Below are 21,079 nucleotides of genomic sequence, written 5' to 3' on the forward strand. Positions count from 1 at the left end.
CTATATCATAGGGGATCTGCTAAGTGGATCCCCTTATTTTTTAAATGATTTTTTTATATGATGACTGACGAATTTCATAAATGGTTTTGAGGAAAATAACATGTCAAATTTGATTCGTACGCTCTCGCAGGAGAATCTACAAGAACCACCACAGATTGAGCAAAGAGACAATTCTCCAGAGATTGCATTGCCAGGGCAGAATCGTGTTTCAGAGGTCCATACTGACAGAACTGAGCCAGACTCTTTAATTGCACGAGATGTAAAGCCAATGCTGACAGCGGCAGAACTTGATCAGCTTTATCAAGAGGGATTATCGCTTTTTAATGCTAACAAGACTTATGATGCGATAGGACCATTAAAAATCGCTGCGGATCAAGATGATCTAAGGTCTTTAAAGCTATTGATTAGAGCATATAAGACAATACATAGTTTCAGGCAGTCATTTTATTACACCGAAAAACTTGCAAGTCAGGGTGATGCCGATGCAAAAGCAATTATGGCTGACTCTTATGAAAAAGGTTTTCCTCCTGTTCAGCAAGATAAAGAAAAGGCTGCTGCTCTTTATCTTGAATTGGGTGATATTTATGAAAAAAGAGGTGAGAGTACAACTGAAGATCGGGCGACTTACTCTGTTCAATCCTTTGAAAGTGCTATTTCTCATTATCGTCATGCTTTAAACTTGGGTTGCCAAGAGGCAAAATTAAAAGTGGGATTTTGTTATGCTCAGGTTGCTGAAAAATATGAAATCAACCAACATCATTTCCCTGTTGTTAATCAATTGCGTGCTCTTAAACATTATTACTTAGCTGTGACCTTTGGTTATAAGAGTGTTGAGGAAAAGGTGTTTGAACTTGGTACGCAAATTATGGCACTCTATGAGCCCAAAACGTGCCTTCAAAATTTAAGAACTTTAACGCAAGAGCCATATTATTTTATAGAATTAAGAGATTTGTATCTTTTAGGGGCTCTTCATCCGAATCTATCAAAAGAAGAGCGTCTGGACATTTTTTTTGAGATGTGTCATCAAGATCGGGAGATCCTGGGCAAAAATGCTACGCATTGTGCTGATATCGCAATGAAGCAGGGTGAATTTTATGCAAAGCGGACGCAAGTTGCGGATAAATTAAAGGCTGAACATTATTTTGAACTGGCTTATCCACTCAATAGAAATTCAATACCATTGAAAATAATGATGGAACGTACCTATGTTCAAGTAGCAGAGATGTATCAAAAGGGTACAGGTGGCGCAGAGGTTAATATAGAAAAAGCCTATCAGTATTATGAGAAAGCAATTGCGTCTGGATACCAGCTTCCAATAGCCAAGACTTTAGAAATTTATCACTATTTCCTTCAAAAAGGGAATGACCTTGCAATGTACCCTAGCCGTGTTATGAAGTTGCAGGCTCTTTACTATTATTCTCGCGTGATTAAGTATAAGAAGGAAAATCCGGAGTTGCCGGTTGAAGATCCACCGATTGGTAAGCTCTATTTTGAGGTTGCCAGAATGTTTAAGAATGGAGAAGATGGAGATAAAAGTTTGAGCAAAGCCTATGAATATTATTTGATGGCAATAAAACGAGGATATGATGTTCCTGATTCCAAAGTTGCCAAACTGGAATTTGAGATTGGCCGTCAATATGAATCAGGAAAAAATGTTGCGATGGATAAGTCATTAGCTTTGGAATGGTATGAGAGAGCCTTGCAGAGAGGACATGCATATGCACGATTTAGATATGGCTTGATGTTCATTAAAGGTGATGGCACGCCTCCTAATGAAATGATTGGGTATATGCATCTTAAAACAGCAGCGCAAATGGGGCAATCCGATGCGATTGGTTGGATGATAAATAAGGCAGAGAGACGTAATGATCCTATGGCGCAATTGACTTTAGGCGTTGTTTATAGAGATGGTGTTTCAGGGCAAGTTGATTTAGGAAAAGCGATTCATTATTATGAAATGGCTGAGCTGCAGGCTCTACCAGAAGCCTCACTTGCATTGGGTGAGATTTATTTATATATGAAGAATTTTTCAAAAGCACTGCATCATTTCAAGGTGGGCTCTGATCGCAGAAATATGAATTGTCATCAAAAATTGGCAACTCTTTACTACAATGGAACATCAGAGGTGCAAGTCAATATCCAGCTAGCTCTTGAGTATTATGAGCGGCTTGCATTGGCAAATGATGCCGAAGGTCAACATATGTCAGGACTCATTTGTTACCGAGGTGAAGCTGGAAGTGGTCTCTTTTATCAAAGAGCCGTTCAGCATTTTCAGAATGCGGCGAATCAAAATTACAAAGAATCTGAATATATGTTGGGTGTTATGTATTTAGAAAATAAAGGCATTGATGCTTATCTTTCAGCGGAAGAGAGAGCAACGCGTGCTCTGAGCTTGCTCAATCGATCATCTGAGCAGCATTTTGCACCAGCTTCATATAGGCTTGGAAAAATGTATCATAGGAGTCATCCTGGCGGCCCAATCAGAGATTTGAATGAAGCGAGCAAATTTTATGAAAGAGCCAGAGAACAAGGCTATGAAGCTGATAAAATTGATCAGAAAATGCACTTGTTCGCAAATGAGAGTTCAAGATCCCGGGGCGCTGGCGCACGGAGAGTCTAAGAGACATTAATCAGACTGGTGCGGAAAGTAATGGTTGTCACTCATAGGACCTTCCGTCGTGCCTTGATGAAGACGGATGGCGTAAGAGGGATGACTTATGTTATGCATTTACCATTAAGCGCATATTTATTTATTTTTATCTAAAATTTTATGTTATAATAAATTTAATTAAAGTAAATAATATGGAGAGAGGTGATGGTCGGTGGAGATGATTTGCTACGGGGCGTACCACAAAGAGGTCTTGAGGATATAGAAGGTCCAGATGCCGTTGAAGGGGGAGCACAACCAGAGCTCAGAACGCCAGAACAGCCACGTACAAAAGAAGATGGTGCAGTTACCGTTGAAGAAAAATCTGTTTTAAATCGAACTATACAAGGAAAACTCACAAAAGCACAAATTGAGACGTTCTTTCAAAAAGGCGTAGATTTTTATAAGAGTTCGAATTTTGATGCGGCGATAGAATCATTGACAATTGCAGCAGAAAATGAACATAGAAATGCTCAAAGTGCGTTGATTGAAATTTATAGAAAAAAGAATGAGCCTGAAAAGGCTTTTCCTTATTTGCAAATACTTGCACAAAAGGATGTGCAGGTATTAATTCAGCTCGCTGAAGCTTATGAGAAAGGTATTGGGGTTGAGGTAGATGTAGAGAAGGCAAAAGAGCTTTATTTTGAAGCAGGGGACCGATATGAGAAAAAAGGAGGTTCAGTTGCTGCAAAAGAATGGTCACCGACAAATATAGAAAAGGCAATTGATGCTTACCAGAATGCATTGAGATTGGGTTATCAAGAAGCTCGCGTCAATTTAGGTGAATGTTATGTCAAGCTTGCAGATATGTATTCTAAAAGCGACCATCGGAACGCTTTAACAGCTTATACAAAAGCTGCAGAAGCGGGGCACCCTGGTTCAAAAGCAAAACTTGCAGAGCACTATTTTAAACTTGGTGAGGCTGCTGAGATCAACATACCTGCTAATCCTGCTCTTATTGTCAAGGCTTTGGATCAGTATTTGAAGGCGCTCAACATGGGACACCAGGGGGCAGAAGAAAAAGTTGAGTTCTTTATACAGAAAGTGATTGAAAGATATGAAGCTGCAGGGTCAAAAGGTTTAGATTCACTTGATGATGATTTAGAAACTTTTCAATTGCTGAAAGGATTATATGCATCAGGCATTCTTCATCCTGAGATGAGGAGAGGTGATTGTTTTGCAAAATTTTTTGTGATGATCTGTACGAAAAATACGATTATCAATAGATATCATAGGGAGGTTTTTGCACTTGTAGCTGAGGTAGGAGAGCTTTACGCATCTGATACTGATTTGTCTCAGAAAAAAAAGGCTGATGTGTATTTTAGATATAACATAAGTTTTCTAGAAAATCATCCTGCTGAGGTCAATCCCCGACAAGTAACTGCAGCAAATGCGCGCATTAATGCATTTTACATTGAAATGGCTCAAATTTATGAGAATGGAACGCATGGCACTGAGATTGATCGAGAGTTAGCCAATGATTACTATATGAAGGCTTTAGAGCTTGATTATGCTTTACCTGAGGCGAAAATGGCCAAAGTGCTTGGTTATTTTATTGCGGAAGGGATGAAGCTTATGAATGCTCCCTTTGAAAATAGTCTATCTCATCTGGAAGGTAAATTAAAAGCGTCTCGGTTTTTTGGTCGTGTACTTGAGTATAAGGAGAAGCATCCGGATGTACCGGTTCCTGATCTACCGATGGGTAAGCTTTATGTCGACATTGCTGAGCTTTTTGAGCGCGGCATAGGTGAAAAAGCACCTGATTTAGTGGAAGCATATGCTTATTATGAGGAAGCGCTTAATAAGGCGGGATATGATGTTCCAGTCTCGAGGTTTGCAGATCTTGCCTTTAGAATTGGGAAGATGTATGACTCAGGTGATGGTGTGAATGTAAATACGTCAGAGGCACGTATGTGGTATGAGACATCTATCCTACAGGGTGATGATAGAGGGCGATTTAGATATGGGATGCTCCATTTAGGGGCAAAGAATCCATTTTATGATCCAATGATTGCTTTTGCGAATGTTAAAATGGCAGCAGATCTAGGCGATAGTAAGGCCATAAAGGCAATGGCTGATCCAGAGATACAGGCGCAGATCAAAATTCTTGTTGATGACGTCATTCAAAAATTTGAATCAGCGGAGAGAAAAGATTACCTTCAAGCCCTTGTTGGGAATGCTGAAAGGATCAGAAGCTTGGCCGATCTCTATATATCAGGTCTTGTCCATCCAGATTTGGATATGGGTCAAAATATTGAACAATTTTATTCGATGATGACTGGAAATGAAGATATTCGGGCTCAGCATCCTGATGAGATCGCTAGATTGCTTTTTAAAGGAATCGTTTTTTATAAAGATTCTACAGAGGCGTCTGTTAAAGAAAGCCTTTTGATTACTTGTGGAGAATATCTCAAGTTGTTTGATAAGGCTCGGCAGTCTCAATCTTTCAGAGATAGAGAGTTTGTGAAATCGGTTGAGAATACTACTTATGCTGAGCTTGCAGAGATGTATGAGAATGGGACAAATGGCGTGAAAGTTAATATAGATATGGCCTATAAGCTTTATTCATCGGCGATGGTTGGAGGCTATGAATTTCCTGAGGATAAGGTCATTAAAACTTATGAATATCTATTGAAAAAAAGCGAGACGTTGGCAAAAAGCCCTAGACTTAAAGATAAGTTGAAGGCATCAGACTATTTGATGTACATAGCTAACTATAAAAATAAGTTTCCTGATGGACCTATCGATTGGCCACCAGCTGGGAAACTTTTTTACGAAATTGCTGAGGCCTATGAGAATGAACCTGATAACTATGCTAATATCAAGCATGCTTATGAGTATTATGAGACTGCAAAAGACTGGGGATATGCTGTTCCGGAATCAAAAGATATTGAGATATATTTCAGATTAGGGCGTGTCTATGAATTGGGTCTGGGTATTGATATGGACAAGGAGCAGGCTTTTGGTTACTATCAACATGCCATGAATAACGGTCATCTTGAAGCACGGTTTAAGTATGGTGTGATGCATATTCAAGGTGATGGCGTGGTTCCGAATCAAGTTGTTGGCTATACTAATGTGAAAATAGCGGCAGAAATGGGGCAGGTAGATGCCGTGAATTGGATGATTGAACAAGTTGAAACACGTAATGATCCGATGGCGCAATTAACGCTTGGAGATCTCTTTAGGCAAGGAGTGAATGGCCCTCCTGATATTGACAAAGCGATTCATTTCTATGAGATGGCAGAAAGACAAAATATGGCAGAGGCTTCCTTTGGATTGGGTGAGGCCTATGGTGGTTTGAATAATTTTGCAGAGGCAGTGAGACATTATCAACTAGGCTCAGAGCGAGATAGTGTGAATTGTCACCGAAAACTCGCCAATCTTTTTTACAATGGAGCGCCGGGTGTTGAAGTAAATAAACATTTTGCGCTGCAGTATTTTGAGCGATTGGCTTTTACAGGCGATGCGGAGGCTCAATATATGGCAGGACTCATTTATTACAGAGGGGAAGATCCAATTTTCCTTGGTCCTCTTTATGAAAGAGCTGTTCGGCATTTTAATGATGCTGTCCTTCAAAATCATAAAGAGGCAGAATATATTCTGGCTAGCATGTATCTAGAGAACAAAGGTGTTGATGCTAATTTAACAGCGGCAGAGCGTCAAGAACGTGCTGTGAGTTTATTGAAAAGAGCCTCAGAACATGGGTCAGTTGAAGCCCAAAAAAGATTGAGACAAGTATTGAGTCGTGAGCAGTGATATGGAAAACGGACGGTAGGATATCATGATGATATTATGTCTGGTCCTTAAGGAAATGATTATGTTTTTGATTTACAGTCAATGAATTATTGACTGTAATAGAAATGGATGAAATTGTGCAGAGCTATATATTTGATGTCGTTGTGATTTTATTGCTTCTCTTGATCAATGGGATTTTGGCAATGACAGAACTGGCAATTGTCTCGTCAAACCGTATTAAAATGGAGAATCTATCCAAAAAAAGCCTGGGTGCGAAACTTGCTCTAGAGCTTATTGATAATCCTGGATCTTTTCTGTCAACGATACAAATTGGCATTACCATTATCGGCATTATTTCAGGTGCCTTTAGTGGGCAAAGATTTGCTGAACCCATGGGCATTTGGCTGAATCAATTTTCTTGGGTTTTTGGTTATGGGAACCTGGTTGCTTTTACCTTTATTGTGATTTTGGTGACCTATATCTCAATTGTTCTGGGAGAGTTAATTCCCAAGCGGATCGCTATGACAAAGCCTGAAAAAGTCGCAAGCTTTTTTGCAAGACCCATTCATCTTTTGTCTAAAATAATGTATCCATTTGTTTTTGTGTTAGATGTCTCCACCAAGGTTATTTTAAAACTTTGTAATCAAAAAGAGAAAAAAGAATCAACTGTGACAGAAGAAGAAATTCATAGTGTGATGCAACAGGGGCTTGAAGAAGGTACAATTGACGATTTTGAACATAAAGTATTTCAGAAGGTATTGCAATTTGGCGATCGCGAAGCAAGTGTAATGATGACCCCGCGTATAAAGGTTATTTATCTTGATATTGCCGATAGTCTTGAGGAGAATGCTGAAAAAATTCTACAGAATCCTCATCGCTATTATCCTGTATTTGATGGCGGGCTTGATAATTTTCTAGGCATTATTGATACAAAAGATGCATTGGCGCAAATGATTCAGAGAAAAGCGCTGGATTTTCATTCTTTGATTAAAGAAGCACCTTGTGTGATTGAAGATAATCTGGGCCCAGATTTGTTGGATCAGTTTAAGCAATATAAGACTCATATTGCAGTTGTTGTGGATGAATATGGAACCATGCGGGGCATTATTACCCTTGTTGATCTCTTTGAAACATTGGTGGGGTCTGGACAAGAATCCTATCAAGAAAGACATTATGAAATTACAACGCGTGAAGATGGTTCGGCCTTGTGTGATGGTCTAACGCCCATTGATGACATTGAAGAACTCTTGGATGTTGATATTGTTGAAACCTTTGAGGAGAGTGATTTTAACACGCTCGCAGGATTTTTATTAATTCACTTCAAGCATATCCCAAAGGAAGGTGAATATATTCACTGGGAGAGCTTTAGGTTTGAAATTGTCGATATGGATGGTTCTAGAATTGATAAGGTTCTGATTCAAAAGCAAAATGATTTAGAGATGTGATTATTGAGAGATTTCTGGATGGTCGCCCTACAGCGATGCGTTTTGAAATGCGGCATGACAACGAGAGCATCAAGCAGGTAAAATCTCTGATTTTTTCGGGCAGAGTGTCTGAAGACAGATATGGACGCCGCCAGCACTAAAACAGATGAGAGGCACGTAAACTGCTCCAACATAGGTGAGGTCCATGCCCTCGGCAATAAGAATAACGTAAATTGTGATCGATAAAATGCAAGCGATGAGAAAAAGGATATAAGGTGTTCGGGGTGGGTATCCATCTGGAAAACGATTTTGTATGTAAATTGTGAGCCTTTGAGGTCTGTAGCTAGAGAGGCTTCTACAATGACTTGATTCATTGTCAATTGGGATATAGCGCCTGCCAGAGGTGAGTTGGGAGATCACACTCGGTTGTGGTGTGTAGATTGTATAAGGAGCGGATGGTAGCAATGAGGCAGATTCAGTTGGTTTCATCTCATGTCCTTTTAAAATGTCAAACGCCTAGTACGGGTGAGTGTCTTTGACGGCATTTTGATATTATTAGTTGAACAGCCAATATGTAAAGAAAGAGAAGAGGTACAACAATACCATCAAGAATTTTCAGATCAAGGCCTTTTAGCATAAAGAAGATATTGAAGCCAAGTGTTATCGTTATGGCAAGTGAGCAATAAGCAATCTGAAAACGAGAGATGGTTGTTGAAGCGGGCGTGAAATGAGGGAGGGGTTTTTGCACTAATTGCCAATGCAGAGCTTGGGCTTTACCTGGTGTTGGCACTTGTATAATGTCAACACAAACTATTGGGAGTGTTTCAGATTGATTTGTGCGTAAATTTTTATGAGAGTAAGCGAGAACAGGTGCCATTGTTTTGATCCTGATTATTGAGCAATTTCATGCTTGAGTGTGCAGTTAAATCCAGCTTCTTCTAAAAGAGCAATGATCCGCATGCTGTGATCGAGTCCTTTGGTTTCCATGACCACATCAAGACTGGCTTGACGTGCTGTAATTTCTTCTAAAAGACGCTTGTGTTGAACTTCGATGATATTGGCTTTTTCTCCCGCGATGATTTTGCTAATGAGAGCCAATTGACCAGGCGCATCGATGATTTGGATACGCAAACGCACCATTCTGCCCTCACGTGCAAGGCCTCGTAAAAAGATAGAAGATAAGACGCGCCGATCGATGTTCCCTCCACAGATCACGAGACAGACTTTTTTTCCTTTAAAGCGCTCAGGATATTTGATGAGTGAGGCAAGGCCAGCGGCACCAGCGCCTTCAGCAATGATTTTTTGATCAATGGAGAGAGATAAGATTGCTTTTTCAATCGCCAATTCATCAACGATTAAAATCTCTTCAACAAGAGATTCAATTGATTTGAGGTTCATTTTGCCAGGTTTTTTGACAGCAATACCATCTGCAAGAGATATGCCTTTACAGTGGATCTCTTGATGATGAATGGATTGATAGGCTGAAGGGTACATTTCGCTTTCAACGCCAACCACTTTACAATTTGGGGCGAGTTCCTTTGTTGCAATTGCAATGCCGCTAATGAGGCCACCGCCGCCGATGGGGACTATAAGATTGTCAAAGTCATGATTGGCTTTGTCTGCAAAGATTTCGCAAGCCATGGTGCCTTGTCCAGCGACAATGTAAGGATCATCGTAAGGATGAACGAGAACGCGGTCTTCTTCTTCGATGATTTTCTTTGTATATTTAAAAGCATCATCCAGTGTGTTACCATGGAGAATGACTTTAGCGCCATATTTTTCTGTATTGATGATTTTCACAAAAGGAGCCGTCTCAGGCATAACAATTGTTGCCGGAATTTGCATTTTCTGGGCATGATAAGCAAGAGCCTGTGCATGATTGCCAGCAGATGTTGCAATGACGCCTTTCTTGCGTTCGTCCGGAGAGAGTTTGCTGAGTTTGTAAATAACCCCTCGTTCTTTAAAAGAGCCTGTGACGTGTAGATTATCGAGCTTCAGTGTGATATCGCAATCATAAAGGGATGACAAAATAGATGAGTGAATCATCGGCGTTGGTTCAAGATGTTGTTTGATGACCTTCGATGCTTCTAAAATGTCAGTAAAGGTGGCCTGCGTTGTCATGAGCTTTTCTTTCTTATTTTTATCATTCTAAGTTAAAGAATCGTCATTCAGAGCCACCTCCTTAAGAGGTGGCGCCTGTCAGGCCGAAGCCTTGGCGTAGGAGGATGGAATCTCCTCTCCTCTACTGCGTCATGCTGAATTTATTTCAGCATCTAGATCCTGAAACGAGTTCAGGATGACCAAGGTAAGAAGTTGTTGAGACTCCATCAGCCTACGCCAAGGCTTCGGCCTGACAAGCGCCCTCCTAAAAGGAGGGCTCTGAGTGACGGTTTTTTGATTCTACGGTCCTGAGTCGAGCCCATCATTTCCCCTTTTTCTGCGTTTTTGCATCAAGCAGAGCAACAACTTCATCAACGGTCAGATCTTCTGCATTTTTGCCTTTTGGAAGGGAGGCAAGTGTTTTGCCGTGCTTAATGTAAGGTCCATAGCGGCCAGATGCTGTTGTGATATCTTTGCCATCTTTAGGATGCTGCATTAAAACTTGGGCTTGCGTTGATCCTGGGGATGCTTGTTCTTTCTCCGCCAGAACTGTAATGGCTCTGTTGAGGCCAATTTCTAAAACATTATCATCCTTTGGGAGTGAGGTGAATTTTTCGCCATGCTTCAGATAAGGGCCAAAGCGACCGATACCAGCCACAATGGCAAGTCCTGTTTCAGGATTGGTGCCAATGTGTCGCGGCAAGGCTAGAAATTTTAGAGCCAGGTCAAGCGTGATGTCCTGAGGTTTATAGCCGCGTGGAATCGGGGCTCTTTTCGGCTTAATGGTTTTTTCTTTCTTTGCCTTGGTCTTAGCTTTAGGCTTGTCTGCTGCTTTTTCTTTCCCTTTGCCTTTTTTAGGAGCTTCATCTGTGTTAGCAGGCTCCGCTGGAATCACAACAGTATCACCGAGCTGAATGTAAACACCATAAGGTCCTTTACGAAGCGTAATCTGTAAATCTGTCTCAGGATCATTGCCAAGGGTGACAGGGTAGTTTAACTCGTCTTGGTTTTCTTCACCGCCTGCACCGCTTTGATCTTCTGTTGCAGAAATGAGTTCTTTAGTGTAATTGCACTCTGGGTAATTTGAGCAACCTGCAAAAGATCCAAACTTACCAAGCTTAATAGAAAGACGCCCTTTCTGACAAGAAGGACAGAGATGTGGATCACTCCCGTCAGCCTTAGGAGGGAAGAAGAGGGAATCGAGATCTTCATTCACTTTGTCGAGAACATCTGAGATGCGGAGCGTATCTGTTTCTTTGATCGCGCCTGAAAATTGTGTCCAAAAATCTTCAAGGACCTTTTTCCAATTCGCTTTACCATCTGAAATATCATCGAGCTGTTCTTCAAGGGCAGCTGTAAAGCCATATTCAACATATTTTGTAAAGAAGCTCTCAAGGAAAACAGTCACAAGACGGCCTCTGCCTTCAGGGATAAAGCGTTTCTTTTCAAGGATCACATAGTTACGGTCTTGAAGAACTTGCATAATGCTTGCATAGGTGGAAGGTCTGCCAATGCCGAGTTCTTCGAGCTTTTTAACGAGGCTTGCCTCAGTGTAACGTGGAGGAGGCTGTGTGAAATGTTGCGTTGTTCGCACATCTTTGTTTTGAACAGATTCTTTTTCAAAGACAGGCGGGAGTAGGCGATCGCTTTGATTTTCATTATCAGGATCTGTATCAGGATTTGCATCAGCTCCTGCTTCAGTTGAGTCATCTTGACCTTCATGATAAAGGCGTAAGAAGCCGTCAAATGCAATGGTCGATCCAGTTGCACGTGCTACATCTTTTTGCGTTGATTCAAAGTCAATGCTGACCTGATCCAGTGTTGCAGATTCCATTTGAGAAGCGAGGGTTCTTTTCCAAATTAGGTCATAAAGTTTGAGTTCATCAGGTTCAAGAACCTTTGCAAGTTCGGATGGATGGCGCATGATGTCAGTTGGACGAATCGCTTCGTGTGCTTCTTGTGCGTTCTTTGCTTTGGCTTTATAGACACGTGGCGCATTTGGCACATAAGTTTTACCGAAATCTTTCTCAATCAATGTGCGGCAAGAGGCAATCGCATCATTTGAGATTTGAACGCCATCTGTACGCATATAGGTGATTAAACCAACAGATTCGCCCTTAAAGGTCACGCCCTCATATAGTTTTTGAGCAATCCGCATTGTACGTGTTGCACCATACCCAAGCTTGCGTGAAGCTTCTTGTTGAAGGGTTGATGTTGTGAATGGTGCTGATGGATAGCGTTTGACTTGCTTTTTCTCGATTTTTGAAACTGTAAAGGCTTCATTGCGAAGGCGATTTGCGATCTCAGTTGCCTTTGTTTCATTGGGGATCGAGAATTTTTCGAGCTTTTGTCCTAAAACATGCGTTAGTTTGCCTGTGATTTTATCATTACGAGGCGTGATTAAATCGACAAAAATGCTCCAATATTCTTGTGTTTTGAATTGCTCAATTTCAGATTCACGATTGCAGATGAGTCTTAATGCAACAGATTGTACGCGTCCTGCTGATCGTGAGCCTGGCAATTTGCGCCATAAAACAGGCGAGAGATTAAAGCCAACAAGATAATCAAGGGCTCTACGAGCAAGATAAGCATTAATAAGCTGTGTATCAAGATTTCGTGGATGAGAAACGGCTTCAAGAACAGCTTTCTTGGTAATTTCATTGAAGGTGATTCTTTTAAGGTCAACATTTTTGAGCAGTTTCTTTTCAGCCAGAATGTCACTGACGTGCCATGCAATGGCTTCTCCCTCTCTATCCGGATCCATTGCGAGATAGATGATGTCTACGTCTTTAACTTCTTTGATAATTTCTTGGAGGTGTTTTTTGGATTTGAGCGAGACTTCCCAATTCATAGCAAAATCGGCATTTGGATCAACAGATCCATTTTTAGAAGGAAGATCGCGCACATGGCCGAAGCTAGCAATAACCTTAAAGTCATTCCCTAAATACTTATTGATCGTTTTTGCTTTTGCGGGTGATTCCACAATGACTAGTTTTTTCGCCACACTTATTATCCTTTAAAGTTTAACCTAAATTTTTCAGCTTTTACTCTATCGATATCAAACAGATGATTCGTCAATTTGAAAATAGAAATTTTACCTTTATAGTAGAAATTTCATTTTGCCAAGGAAAAAGTAAATTTTTCATTGTCACAGAGTATATTTTTTAACAAGTGTGATCAATCTTATAAATTTTGCCACCAGCTTCACGTTCAATTTTTCCTGCAAGTTCAAGCTCTAGAATAGCCGATAGTCCAATGTTTGTTGTTAAATCACAATGATCGAGCAGGCTATCAATTTCAATGGGTGTGGTTCCTAATTTACTCATGAGAATTTCGCGGCCAATTTTGACGTCATTTTCATCAGGCGAAATTGGCAGTCCTGCATCATAGCTGTGCTCTGATTCATCGAGAAATGAACTCTGCTTGCTTTGACTCAAAATATTTGTAATATCTTCAGCCTTTTCAACCAAGATAGCACCTTCACGTAAAAGACCATTTGTTCCTTTGCACCTTGGGTCAAAAGGAGAGCCAGGCACAGCAAAAACATCACGTCCTTGTTCAAGAGCGAATCTGGCTGTGATGAGAGAGCCAGAGCGTAAAGCCGCTTCAACGACTAATACACCTTTAGCAATCCCTGAAACAATGCGGTTTCGTTTTGGAAAATGGCGTGCGATTGGTTCCATGCCAAAAGGGTTTTCAGCTATGATCAATCCTTTTTCTTTCATATCATGATAAAGCTTTTCATTTTCGGGTGGATAGATCACGTTGATCCCGCCAGCCAAGACGCCAATTGTCCCTGTTTCTATACTGCCAAGATGAGCGTAACGATCAATGCCGCGTGCAAGGCCTGAGATAATAACATAGCCACTGCGTCCAATTTCTTGTGAGATATTGAAAGCAAATTTTTCACCATTCATGGATGAATTTCGAGAACCTACAACAGCAAGGCTTGTTTTAGTCAGAAGATTTAAGTTTCCGATTGTTGATAAAACAGGCGGCGCATCTTCAACAAAACCCAGATTGTAGGGATAATTTGGCTCGCATGCAAAAATGAATTCTCCACCGATTTTATGAAGTTTTTCGATCTCTGATTCAATCTCAGTGATTGATGGAATCTTGAGGCCGTCTAAACGTCCTCCATTTTTAGCCATCTGAGGTAGTCTTTCAAAGACTTGATCAATTGAACCACACTGCCTGAGCAATTGATAGAATGTCATAGGACCAATATTTTCAGTACGGATGAGCCTAAGCCAATTGATTTTTTCGTGATCGTTGAGTTTCTTTTTAACAGGAAACATAAGTTCTCCTTTTTCTTTTTTATGCTTAAATCATCTTTATAAGTATTTTTCAGAAAAAGGAAAGAAAAAAATAATTATTTTTTTTGCCCTATTTTAGGTTCTGTTCCTTTGATCAAACGGCCAATATTTTCTTTATGCGTGTAGAGTATCAATAATGTGATCACAAGCAAGAAGTATGTAAAGTTTTGATCATCTATAAAAAACGAATAGAAAATGGATGCAACAAAAGCAATGAGGGCAGATAGTGATGAAATACGCGTGATGCAAGCTATAAGAACCCAAGTCCCTAGGAGTCCCAGCGCAATTGGCCAATGAAGAGCAATGATAACACCGATGGCTGTAGCAACGCCTTTTCCACCTTTGAATTTAAGCCAAATGGGAAAGATATGGCCAATGATTGAAGCAAATGCACAGGCCAGTAAAGCGAGGTCAAAATCTGGTAAGAAGTTGATTTTTTGCAGCAGAAGCACTGCACATAGTCCTTTGAGAGCATCGGATAAAAGAGTGAGGATGGCAAGCGTTTTATTCCCTGTGCGCAGGACATTTGTTGCGCCAATATTGCCAGAGCCAATGTTTCTGATATCTCCATGTCCTGAGAGTTTGGTATAGATGAGTCCAAAAGGGATAGACCCCAAAAAGTAGCCTAGGAGAATTGCGTAAAGAAATAGCATGATACGTTTCCAGTTGAATGAGAGGTTGTACGAATTAGTCTTGCATAATTTTTCTGCAGAGGAAAGGGTTTTTTCCCCTATTCATGAGTTTGTAATCCTGTTACTCTTTTGGGAAAAGAGAGCAGGTATCAATGGCAGTAGAAGGATTTTATGCGCAATATTGTGAAGATTTGATTCTCTCCATTGTTTTTCAAGGTATAAAACAAGGACATTATGTTGATGTCGGCGCGCATGATCCTGATGTTGATTCAGTTACAAAGTATTTTTATCTGAATGGGTGGCGCGGGATCAACATTGAGCCAGTTCTCCGACATTATCAAAAATTGTTAGAGGTTCGGCCGAATGATATTAATTTAAATATTGCTATCGCTGATTCATCAGGAGAAGCCCTTTTTTCAATTTTGTATCCCAAAGGGAGCAAAACAGCAGATGGTCTTTCAACTTTTCATCCAGCCGCATTACCTTCAGTGATTCTTGACCAATTCGTTATAACGCCGATCACGGTTCAGACTCAAAGGCTCGATCAGGTTTTATCTGAGCATCCTTTGGATGCGATTCATTTTTTGAAGATAGATGTTGAAGGCGCTGAACGTGCTGTTCTAGAGAGTATCGATCTTGCTCGATTCAGGCCATGGGTTATGGTTATTGAGGCGACAGAGCCCATGACAAATATTCGTTCCGATCACAAATGGAACAATATATTGATTGAAGCAGGCTATGTGTTTAAGCTATTTGATGGGCTTAACGTTTATTATGTGGCACATGAGCATGATATTGCTCTCAATGATTTGTTTCAAGAGGCTTACGCGCGCATTGTTCATTTAAATCGTGAATGCCGCTTGCTACCTGGTGAGCCTGTGTTTTCTTTTGAAACTGTAAACTATGTTGAGTGTAATTTATGGATGATCCTTTTGTTTTCTCTGGTTTTCAATGAAAAATTATGATAGATTATTGGTTATGATTTTCAATATCTAAATGAATTGATTCCCGAAAATGAGTAGAGATTTTAAAACATTAGAAGAGCGGATTGGTTACCAATTCCAAAATAAAGACATTTTAAAGCAGGCTTTTGTTCATCCGAGTATGATCGGGACGTTGACATCTGCTGTGCCAAAAACATCGAACTCAAAATCGCAAGGCGATAAATTGCTCCCGCACTATTCATACGAAAGAATGGAGTTTTTGGGCGACCGCGTTTTGGGTCTTCAAATGAGTTCTTGGCTTTTTGAGATTTTTGCTCATGAACCTGAAGGACGTCTTGCAAAGCGTTTTTCAGCGCTTGTCAAAACGCAGACACTTGCCTCAATTTCGCGTGAGCTTTCACTCGTTGATTTTGTTTTGCTCAGTCCTGGTGAATTGCAGGTGGGAACGCCTCAAAATGAGAGCTTTCTAGCCGATATTTGTGAAGTTTTGATTGGCGCACTTTATCTTGACGGCGGGATTGATATTGTTCAATCATTCGTCAGGCGCTTTTGGAAAGATATTGTTGAACAGGATTTAAACATTGAGATGGATCCAAAATCGGCATTGCAGGAGTGGTGCCAAGCTTCAAATCTTGGATTGCCAGTGTACGAGACAAAAAAAGTTGAAGGATCTCAACATGCACCTTTTTTTACGGTGTCAGTGAAGGTTCCTGGTTTTACAGAGGTATCAGCTAAAGATAAATCGAAAAAAGCCGCAGCCAAAAAAGCAGCTGAACTCATGATGCTTTCTATTTCTAATAAGGATAAATTATAATGACAGATTCACCGATTCATGATGGCCAAAAATTTGGATTCATTGGCATCATGGGCCCGACCAATGCCGGAAAATCAACCTTTTTAAACCGCGTATTGGGACAAAAAATTGCAATTGTAACGCCAAAAGTTCAAACAACCAGAAATAGAATTCTGGGCATTAAGAATACAGGCAAAACACAAATAGCCTTCTTCGACACGCCTGGCTTGTTTAACCCGAAACGTCTTCTTGATGAAGCAATGGTCGGAACAGCCTGGAATAGTATCGATGGTGTTGATCTTGTGTTGTTTTTCCTGGATGCAACAGAAAAACGGTATTATGGAGCTGAGTTTTACCAAGAGATATGGGATAAGTTCAAAAAATTCCCGGGGAAAATTGCATTGGTTCTTAATAAGGTTGATGCAGTTAAAAAAGAGCGTCTTTTAGAGCTTACAACTGAATTGAATGGTTATTATCCTTTTTTCGCAAATTATATGATCTCAGCTTTAAAAGGCGATGGTATTGATGAGCTGTTGGCTTCTTTAACAGAAAGATTGCCAGAAGGGCCTTGGATGTATGATGACAATCAAATTACTAATTTGCCAAAGCAGCTTTTTGCCGCTGAAATCACACGTGAAAAGCTCTATTTAAAATTACGTCAGGAGCTTCCTTATGCTTTAACGGTGCAAACTGAAAAATGGGAAGATCGTCCAGATGGGTCCATTAAAATTGACCAAGTGATTTATGTCTCTAAAGCAAATCACAAGGGTATTATTTTGGGGCATCAAGGGCAGGGTATTAAGGAAATTGGGCGTCTGGCGCGTGAAGAATTGTCTCATTTATTAGAGACACCTGTTCATCTTTTCTTGTTCGTGAAAGTGAAAGAAAAGTGGGATCAGGATAGAGCCTTGCTTGAAGAGATTGGTATCGATCTCAAGTAGGCTGTGAGAGTTTAGGAGAGTCCAAATGAGTTATGTTGATATTGTTCAGGACATGATACCCCTGACTTTTTACCTCTATCGGTTCCAGGAAGGTCATGAGCGACCTGTTCAGTGTAATTATTATGACTGTTATGCAGATGATATCAATTTACAGAACAAATCTTTGTTTCAAAGAGACATTGTTTTTCTCTCCAAAGATCAGAGGAGATTGTTGCCAGAGCATTTGGTTGTAAAAGGTTGGAAGCATTTTTTTAAAGCCATGACATTTTTTTTGCATGAAGCTGATTATCCGCCTTCAGTGCGATCAACGGAAGGGCGCGGAAAAAGGCCTAATATGCCTGAGGCGATCAGACGTATGCGAGAGCTTGCAACAGGTGGGATGAATTGTTTGCCGGCCCAGTATTTTTTAGCATCTTGTTACCAATTAGCGATGTTTGTGGATAGGGATATTGATCTGGCCTATGAATATAACGTTTTGGCAGCACAGCACAATTTCTTAAATGCGCAGCTGAAACTTGCTCAATTGTATTATCAAGAATATAATTTTCGCATGAAAAAGAGGGTTTATAGCGATACGCTGCTTGAAGTTCAAGAAAAGAGAAACAAGAATGCTGTTTTGATGTATCAGATGCATGTGGCAGATGCCATAGAAAAAACATCGAAGGATCATAATAAAAATATCACACAGATGCAAGATATGTCGGATAAGGACATATTAGAAATGGCTGTCTATTATTACAAATTGGCTGATCAAAATACGATACATGTGAGAACAGATGAAATGGCAGTGATGAAGAGGCTTGCGCAAAAAGAAGCAAGAGAGCGCGATATGTCTTTTCAAGAAGTGAGTCGTAAATCGATTTTAGGTTCAGTTTTGTTTTGTGTAGAACACGCAACATTGGATAATATTTCAAAAATTGTTCAGGTTTGGTTGTATGGGTTTAAAGATTGTTTTATCGACATCTATGAGGATCGATATAATAATAACTTAGATGCCCTTTCTTTAAGAGGAGGAGCTGATTTACTCTACAAAAATATGGATCTTCCATTTGATCTATTACCCAGAGAAACGCTCATTGATTTATTAGAAAAGCTTGCCAGCATTATTCATAAAGCAATGCATTTTGACCCGAACAATCTTATTTCAAGTGAAGAAGAGGTTTTAAAGTCATATCTTGAAGATCTTCCGGTGATGCCCAAAAAGAGTAAAAAGAAGAAAACGCCACCATCTAAGAAAGTGCAAAAACCTATTGTAACTGCTAAGCAAGTGCCATTGCCTAATCCTGTGCAGGTTGCAGAAGTTGTTATTCCAAAAGACATAAAGAAAGCCGCAGCTCCAGTGAAAAAAGTATTGAAGAAAGAAAAAGTTGTTCAGAATGAGATTGCAAAAAATCACCAAGCAATCAAAGATATTTTGACAAAATTGGCAGAGCTTGAGGCAAAAATGCAGCATTATTATCTGGAGAAAAGTAAGCCAAATATGAAAAAGCGATTCCAGGCACTTTTTGATAAGGATGATATGTCCTTTCATGACGTTAACGATTTGCTGATCTATATTGCCGAGAGTGAAAATGGCTCAACAAGGCCTCTTTCAAGTGGGAATGGAATGAATCTTTTAACACTAGGTGAGTTTTCCTGTGGAGGGCATCGTCCTCATCATGGTGAAACAAATGTCGATCGAGGGGCTCTTACCTCCCTGAGGTCCGTTTTATCAAGTCATTATAGTGTTAAAATCCGTGGAGCCAAATTGATTTAAAGGATGATTTTGCTTGCTTTCTGTCTCTAAAAACTTTATAAAGAAGTAAGGAAAAATTAATTTTGTAAAGGCTGAGGAGTAATTATGCCAAAAATTACATTTATTGACAATGATGCCAATCGTATTGATATTGAAGCGCCAGAGGGTCTTTCTGTGCTTGAGATTGCCCATATGAATAATATTGACTTAGAAGGCGCTTGTGAAGGCTCACTTGCTTGTTCAACCTGTCACGTGATTGTTGACCCTAAGTGGTTTGGGAAATTAGACGAAGCTTCTGAGGAAGAAGAGGATATGCTCGATTTGGCATTTGATCTTCAGGCGACATCTCGTCTAGGGTGCCAGATTATTATGTCACCTGAGCTTGATGGGATTGAAGTCTCTCTCCCAGCAGGGACAAGAAATATGCTGAAAGAAGCAAGCTAATACCAAGCGCCATTTTAAAATTCTAATTAGATATTGCCTTAATATCCTATTATCATTCCCGCCTTCTTCATTGTCATTCCCGCGAAGGCGGGAATCCAGTAAAAACGATAGTTTGTTCAAGTGGCGCATTGAGAGATTCCTGGACAACCGCCTTCGCGGGTGTGACAAACAAAGACGTAAAATTGACTTATTAGGACTTATTGTAAATGAAAAACAGTCTAGGCTTTTTAAAGCCGCCATCTGAAACGCGTGTTGTTGTGGCCATGTCTGGCGGTGTTGACTCATCGACAGTGGCAGCGCTTTTGGCGGATGAAGGCTATGAAGTGATTGGTGTAACCCTTCAGCTCTATGACTATGGTGACGCTTTACGCAAAAAAGGTGCCTGTTGTGCCGGGATCGACATTTATGATGCCCGCGATGTTGCTGATAAAATAGGTATTAAGCATTATGTTTTGGATTATGAATCACGTTTTTCAAACGATGTGATGACTGATTTTGCAGATAGTTATTTAAAAGGCGAAACGCCCATTCCGTGCGTCAGGTGCAATCAAAAGGTCAAATTTAAAGATATGCTTGAAATGGCACGTGATCTTGGGGCCGATTGCCTTGCAACAGGGCATTATGTTCAACGTTTTGAGAATGATGAGGGTAGGGGGCAACTATTTAGGGGCGCTGATCCTCAGAAAGATCAGAGCTATTTCCTTTTTACAACGACACAGGATCAATTGGATTATCTTCGTTTTCCGATTGGAGGTCTCACAAAAGACAAAACCCGCGCTTTGGCTGAAAAATATGGATTGTCTGTTGCAGATAAGCCAGATAGCCAAGATATCTGCTTTGTCCCAAATGGAAACTATGCATCAATTGTTCAGAAGTTAAGGCCTGAGGCGATTGTTCCTGGTGATATTTATCACGTTGATGGTCGTCTTTTGGGTAAGCATGAAGGCATTATTCACTTTACCATTGGTCAACGTAAAGGGATTGGTATTGGCGGCATTAAGGGCGAAAGCAAAGATGCAGAGCCTCTCTTTGTCGTAAAGCTTGAGCCAGAGACACATCGCGTTATTGTTGGCCCAAAAGAGGCTTTGCTGCGCAAAAAAGTATTTGTACATGAACTCAATTGGATCGGCGATCCGTTGCTTTTGACGCAAGCTAATGAGTTTGGAGCATCAGCTGACCTTCCGGTTGCGGTCAAAATTCGCTCTATTCAAGAGCCTTTGCCTGCGCGGGTGACAATCTATCCTGATCAGAGAGCTGTGATTGTCCTTGACGCTGAATTATCAGGCATTTCACCTGGTCAAGCGGCTGTGATCTATGATGGTGATCGTGTTTTGGGTGGTGGATTTATCTCAAAGACTGAGTAGT

General features: G+C 40.5%; 15 protein-coding genes. 9 read left to right on the plus strand and 6 right to left on the minus strand.

Translation table 11 applies throughout. The annotated features are described in order from the left end of the window. The first annotated feature begins 100 nt into the window (after positions 1-100). The 3 genes from KBF71_03665 to KBF71_03675 all read left to right on the plus strand — a co-directional run bounded on the left by KBF71_03665 (position 101) and on the right by KBF71_03675 (position 7,830). Positions 101-2,620 (plus strand): sel1 repeat family protein, encoded by a 2,520-nt coding sequence (locus tag KBF71_03665; GenBank protein MBP9877413.1) that lies wholly within the window; start codon positions 101-103, stop codon positions 2,618-2,620. Positions 2,621-2,815: 195 nt separating this feature from the next. Further along, positions 2,816-6,406, plus strand: a complete 3,591-nt coding sequence (locus tag KBF71_03670; protein MBP9877414.1) for a sel1 repeat family protein — start codon at positions 2,816-2,818, stop codon at positions 6,404-6,406. An 89-nt stretch (positions 6,407-6,495) separates the two neighbouring features. After that, positions 6,496-7,830, plus strand: coding sequence for an HlyC/CorC family transporter (locus tag KBF71_03675; GenBank protein ID MBP9877415.1), 1,335 nt, complete (start codon positions 6,496-6,498; stop codon positions 7,828-7,830). A gap of 69 nt (positions 7,831-7,899) precedes the next feature. On the opposite strand, the gene KBF71_03680 is transcribed toward KBF71_03675, so the two are convergent. The 6 genes from KBF71_03680 to plsY all read right to left on the minus strand — a co-directional run bounded on the left by KBF71_03680 (position 7,900) and on the right by plsY (position 14,878). Next, positions 7,900-8,298, minus strand: a complete 399-nt coding sequence (locus KBF71_03680; GenBank protein MBP9877416.1) for a hypothetical protein — start codon at positions 8,296-8,298, stop codon at positions 7,900-7,902. Positions 8,299-8,317: 19 nt separating this feature from the next. After that, positions 8,318-8,686, minus strand: coding sequence for a hypothetical protein (locus KBF71_03685; protein MBP9877417.1), 369 nt, complete (start codon positions 8,684-8,686; stop codon positions 8,318-8,320). Positions 8,687-8,700: 14 nt separating this feature from the next. After that, on the minus strand, positions 8,701-9,930 hold the full coding sequence (locus KBF71_03690) for a threonine ammonia-lyase (GenBank protein ID MBP9877418.1): 1,230 nt from the start codon (positions 9,928-9,930) through the stop codon (positions 8,701-8,703). A 301-nt stretch (positions 9,931-10,231) separates the two neighbouring features. Then, positions 10,232-12,895, minus strand: coding sequence for a type I DNA topoisomerase (gene topA, locus KBF71_03695; protein ID MBP9877419.1), 2,664 nt, complete (start codon positions 12,893-12,895; stop codon positions 10,232-10,234). Positions 12,896-13,073: 178 nt separating this feature from the next. Continuing rightward, positions 13,074-14,207, minus strand: coding sequence for a DNA-processing protein DprA (dprA, locus tag KBF71_03700; protein ID MBP9877420.1), 1,134 nt, complete (start codon positions 14,205-14,207; stop codon positions 13,074-13,076). Between the two features lie 74 nt (positions 14,208-14,281). After that, the gene (gene plsY / locus KBF71_03705) at positions 14,282-14,878 is read right to left on the minus strand and encodes a glycerol-3-phosphate 1-O-acyltransferase PlsY (protein MBP9877421.1); all 597 of its coding nucleotides are present in this window, start codon (positions 14,876-14,878) and stop codon (positions 14,282-14,284) included. 131 nt (positions 14,879-15,009) lie between these two features. On the opposite strand from plsY, the gene KBF71_03710 reads away from it, so the two are divergent. From KBF71_03710 to mnmA, 6 genes are all read left to right on the plus strand, one after another. Further along, positions 15,010-15,822 carry an FkbM family methyltransferase gene (locus tag KBF71_03710; GenBank protein ID MBP9877422.1) on the plus strand — a complete coding sequence of 271 codons (813 nt, stop codon included), beginning with the start codon at positions 15,010-15,012 and terminating at the stop codon, positions 15,820-15,822. Between the two features lie 49 nt (positions 15,823-15,871). Next, the gene (gene rnc / locus KBF71_03715; protein ID MBP9877423.1) at positions 15,872-16,615 is read left to right on the plus strand and encodes a ribonuclease III; all 744 of its coding nucleotides are present in this window, start codon (positions 15,872-15,874) and stop codon (positions 16,613-16,615) included. Then, a complete protein-coding gene (era, locus tag KBF71_03720; protein MBP9877424.1) occupies positions 16,615-17,535 on the plus strand; it encodes a GTPase Era in 921 nt (306 codons plus the stop codon). Before rnc ends, era begins: the two co-directional genes overlap by 1 nt. A gap of 25 nt (positions 17,536-17,560) precedes the next feature. Continuing rightward, positions 17,561-19,291 (plus strand): sel1 repeat family protein, encoded by a 1,731-nt coding sequence (locus KBF71_03725; protein ID MBP9877425.1) that lies wholly within the window; start codon positions 17,561-17,563, stop codon positions 19,289-19,291. Positions 19,292-19,375: 84 nt separating this feature from the next. Continuing rightward, positions 19,376-19,714, plus strand: a complete 339-nt coding sequence (locus KBF71_03730; GenBank protein ID MBP9877426.1) for a ferredoxin family 2Fe-2S iron-sulfur cluster binding protein — start codon at positions 19,376-19,378, stop codon at positions 19,712-19,714. A gap of 206 nt (positions 19,715-19,920) precedes the next feature. Then, positions 19,921-21,078, plus strand: coding sequence for a tRNA 2-thiouridine(34) synthase MnmA (gene mnmA, locus KBF71_03735; protein MBP9877427.1), 1,158 nt, complete (start codon positions 19,921-19,923; stop codon positions 21,076-21,078). Position 21,079: the final 1 nt, after the last annotated feature.

It is taken from the genome of Alphaproteobacteria bacterium, assembly GCA_018063245.1.
Classification (GTDB): Bacteria; Pseudomonadota; Alphaproteobacteria; order JAGPBS01; family JAGPBS01; genus JAGPBS01.

Excerpts from the sequence above, each read along its gene's own strand:
- KBF71_03680 (MBP9877416.1), bottom strand. The coding sequence starts at position 8,298 with ATGAAACCAACTGAATCTGCCTCATTGCTACCATCCGCTCCTTATACA.
- KBF71_03725 (MBP9877425.1), top strand. The coding sequence starts at position 17,561 with ATGAGTTATGTTGATATTGTTCAGGACATGATACCCCTGACTTTTTAC.
- KBF71_03730 (MBP9877426.1), top strand. The coding sequence starts at position 19,376 with ATGCCAAAAATTACATTTATTGACAATGATGCCAATCGTATTGATATT.
- KBF71_03690 (MBP9877418.1), bottom strand. The coding sequence starts at position 9,930 with ATGACAACGCAGGCCACCTTTACTGACATTTTAGAAGCATCGAAGGTC.
- dprA (MBP9877420.1), bottom strand. The coding sequence starts at position 14,207 with ATGTTTCCTGTTAAAAAGAAACTCAACGATCACGAAAAAATCAATTGG.
- plsY (MBP9877421.1), bottom strand. The coding sequence starts at position 14,878 with ATGCTATTTCTTTACGCAATTCTCCTAGGCTACTTTTTGGGGTCTATC.
- KBF71_03665 (MBP9877413.1), top strand. The coding sequence starts at position 101 with ATGTCAAATTTGATTCGTACGCTCTCGCAGGAGAATCTACAAGAACCA.
- era (MBP9877424.1), top strand. The coding sequence starts at position 16,615 with ATGACAGATTCACCGATTCATGATGGCCAAAAATTTGGATTCATTGGC.
- KBF71_03685 (MBP9877417.1), bottom strand. The coding sequence starts at position 8,686 with ATGGCACCTGTTCTCGCTTACTCTCATAAAAATTTACGCACAAATCAA.
- rnc (MBP9877423.1), top strand. The coding sequence starts at position 15,872 with ATGAGTAGAGATTTTAAAACATTAGAAGAGCGGATTGGTTACCAATTC.
- mnmA (MBP9877427.1), top strand. The coding sequence starts at position 19,921 with ATGAAAAACAGTCTAGGCTTTTTAAAGCCGCCATCTGAAACGCGTGTT.
- KBF71_03670 (MBP9877414.1), top strand. The coding sequence starts at position 2,816 with ATGGTCGGTGGAGATGATTTGCTACGGGGCGTACCACAAAGAGGTCTT.
- KBF71_03710 (MBP9877422.1), top strand. The coding sequence starts at position 15,010 with ATGGCAGTAGAAGGATTTTATGCGCAATATTGTGAAGATTTGATTCTC.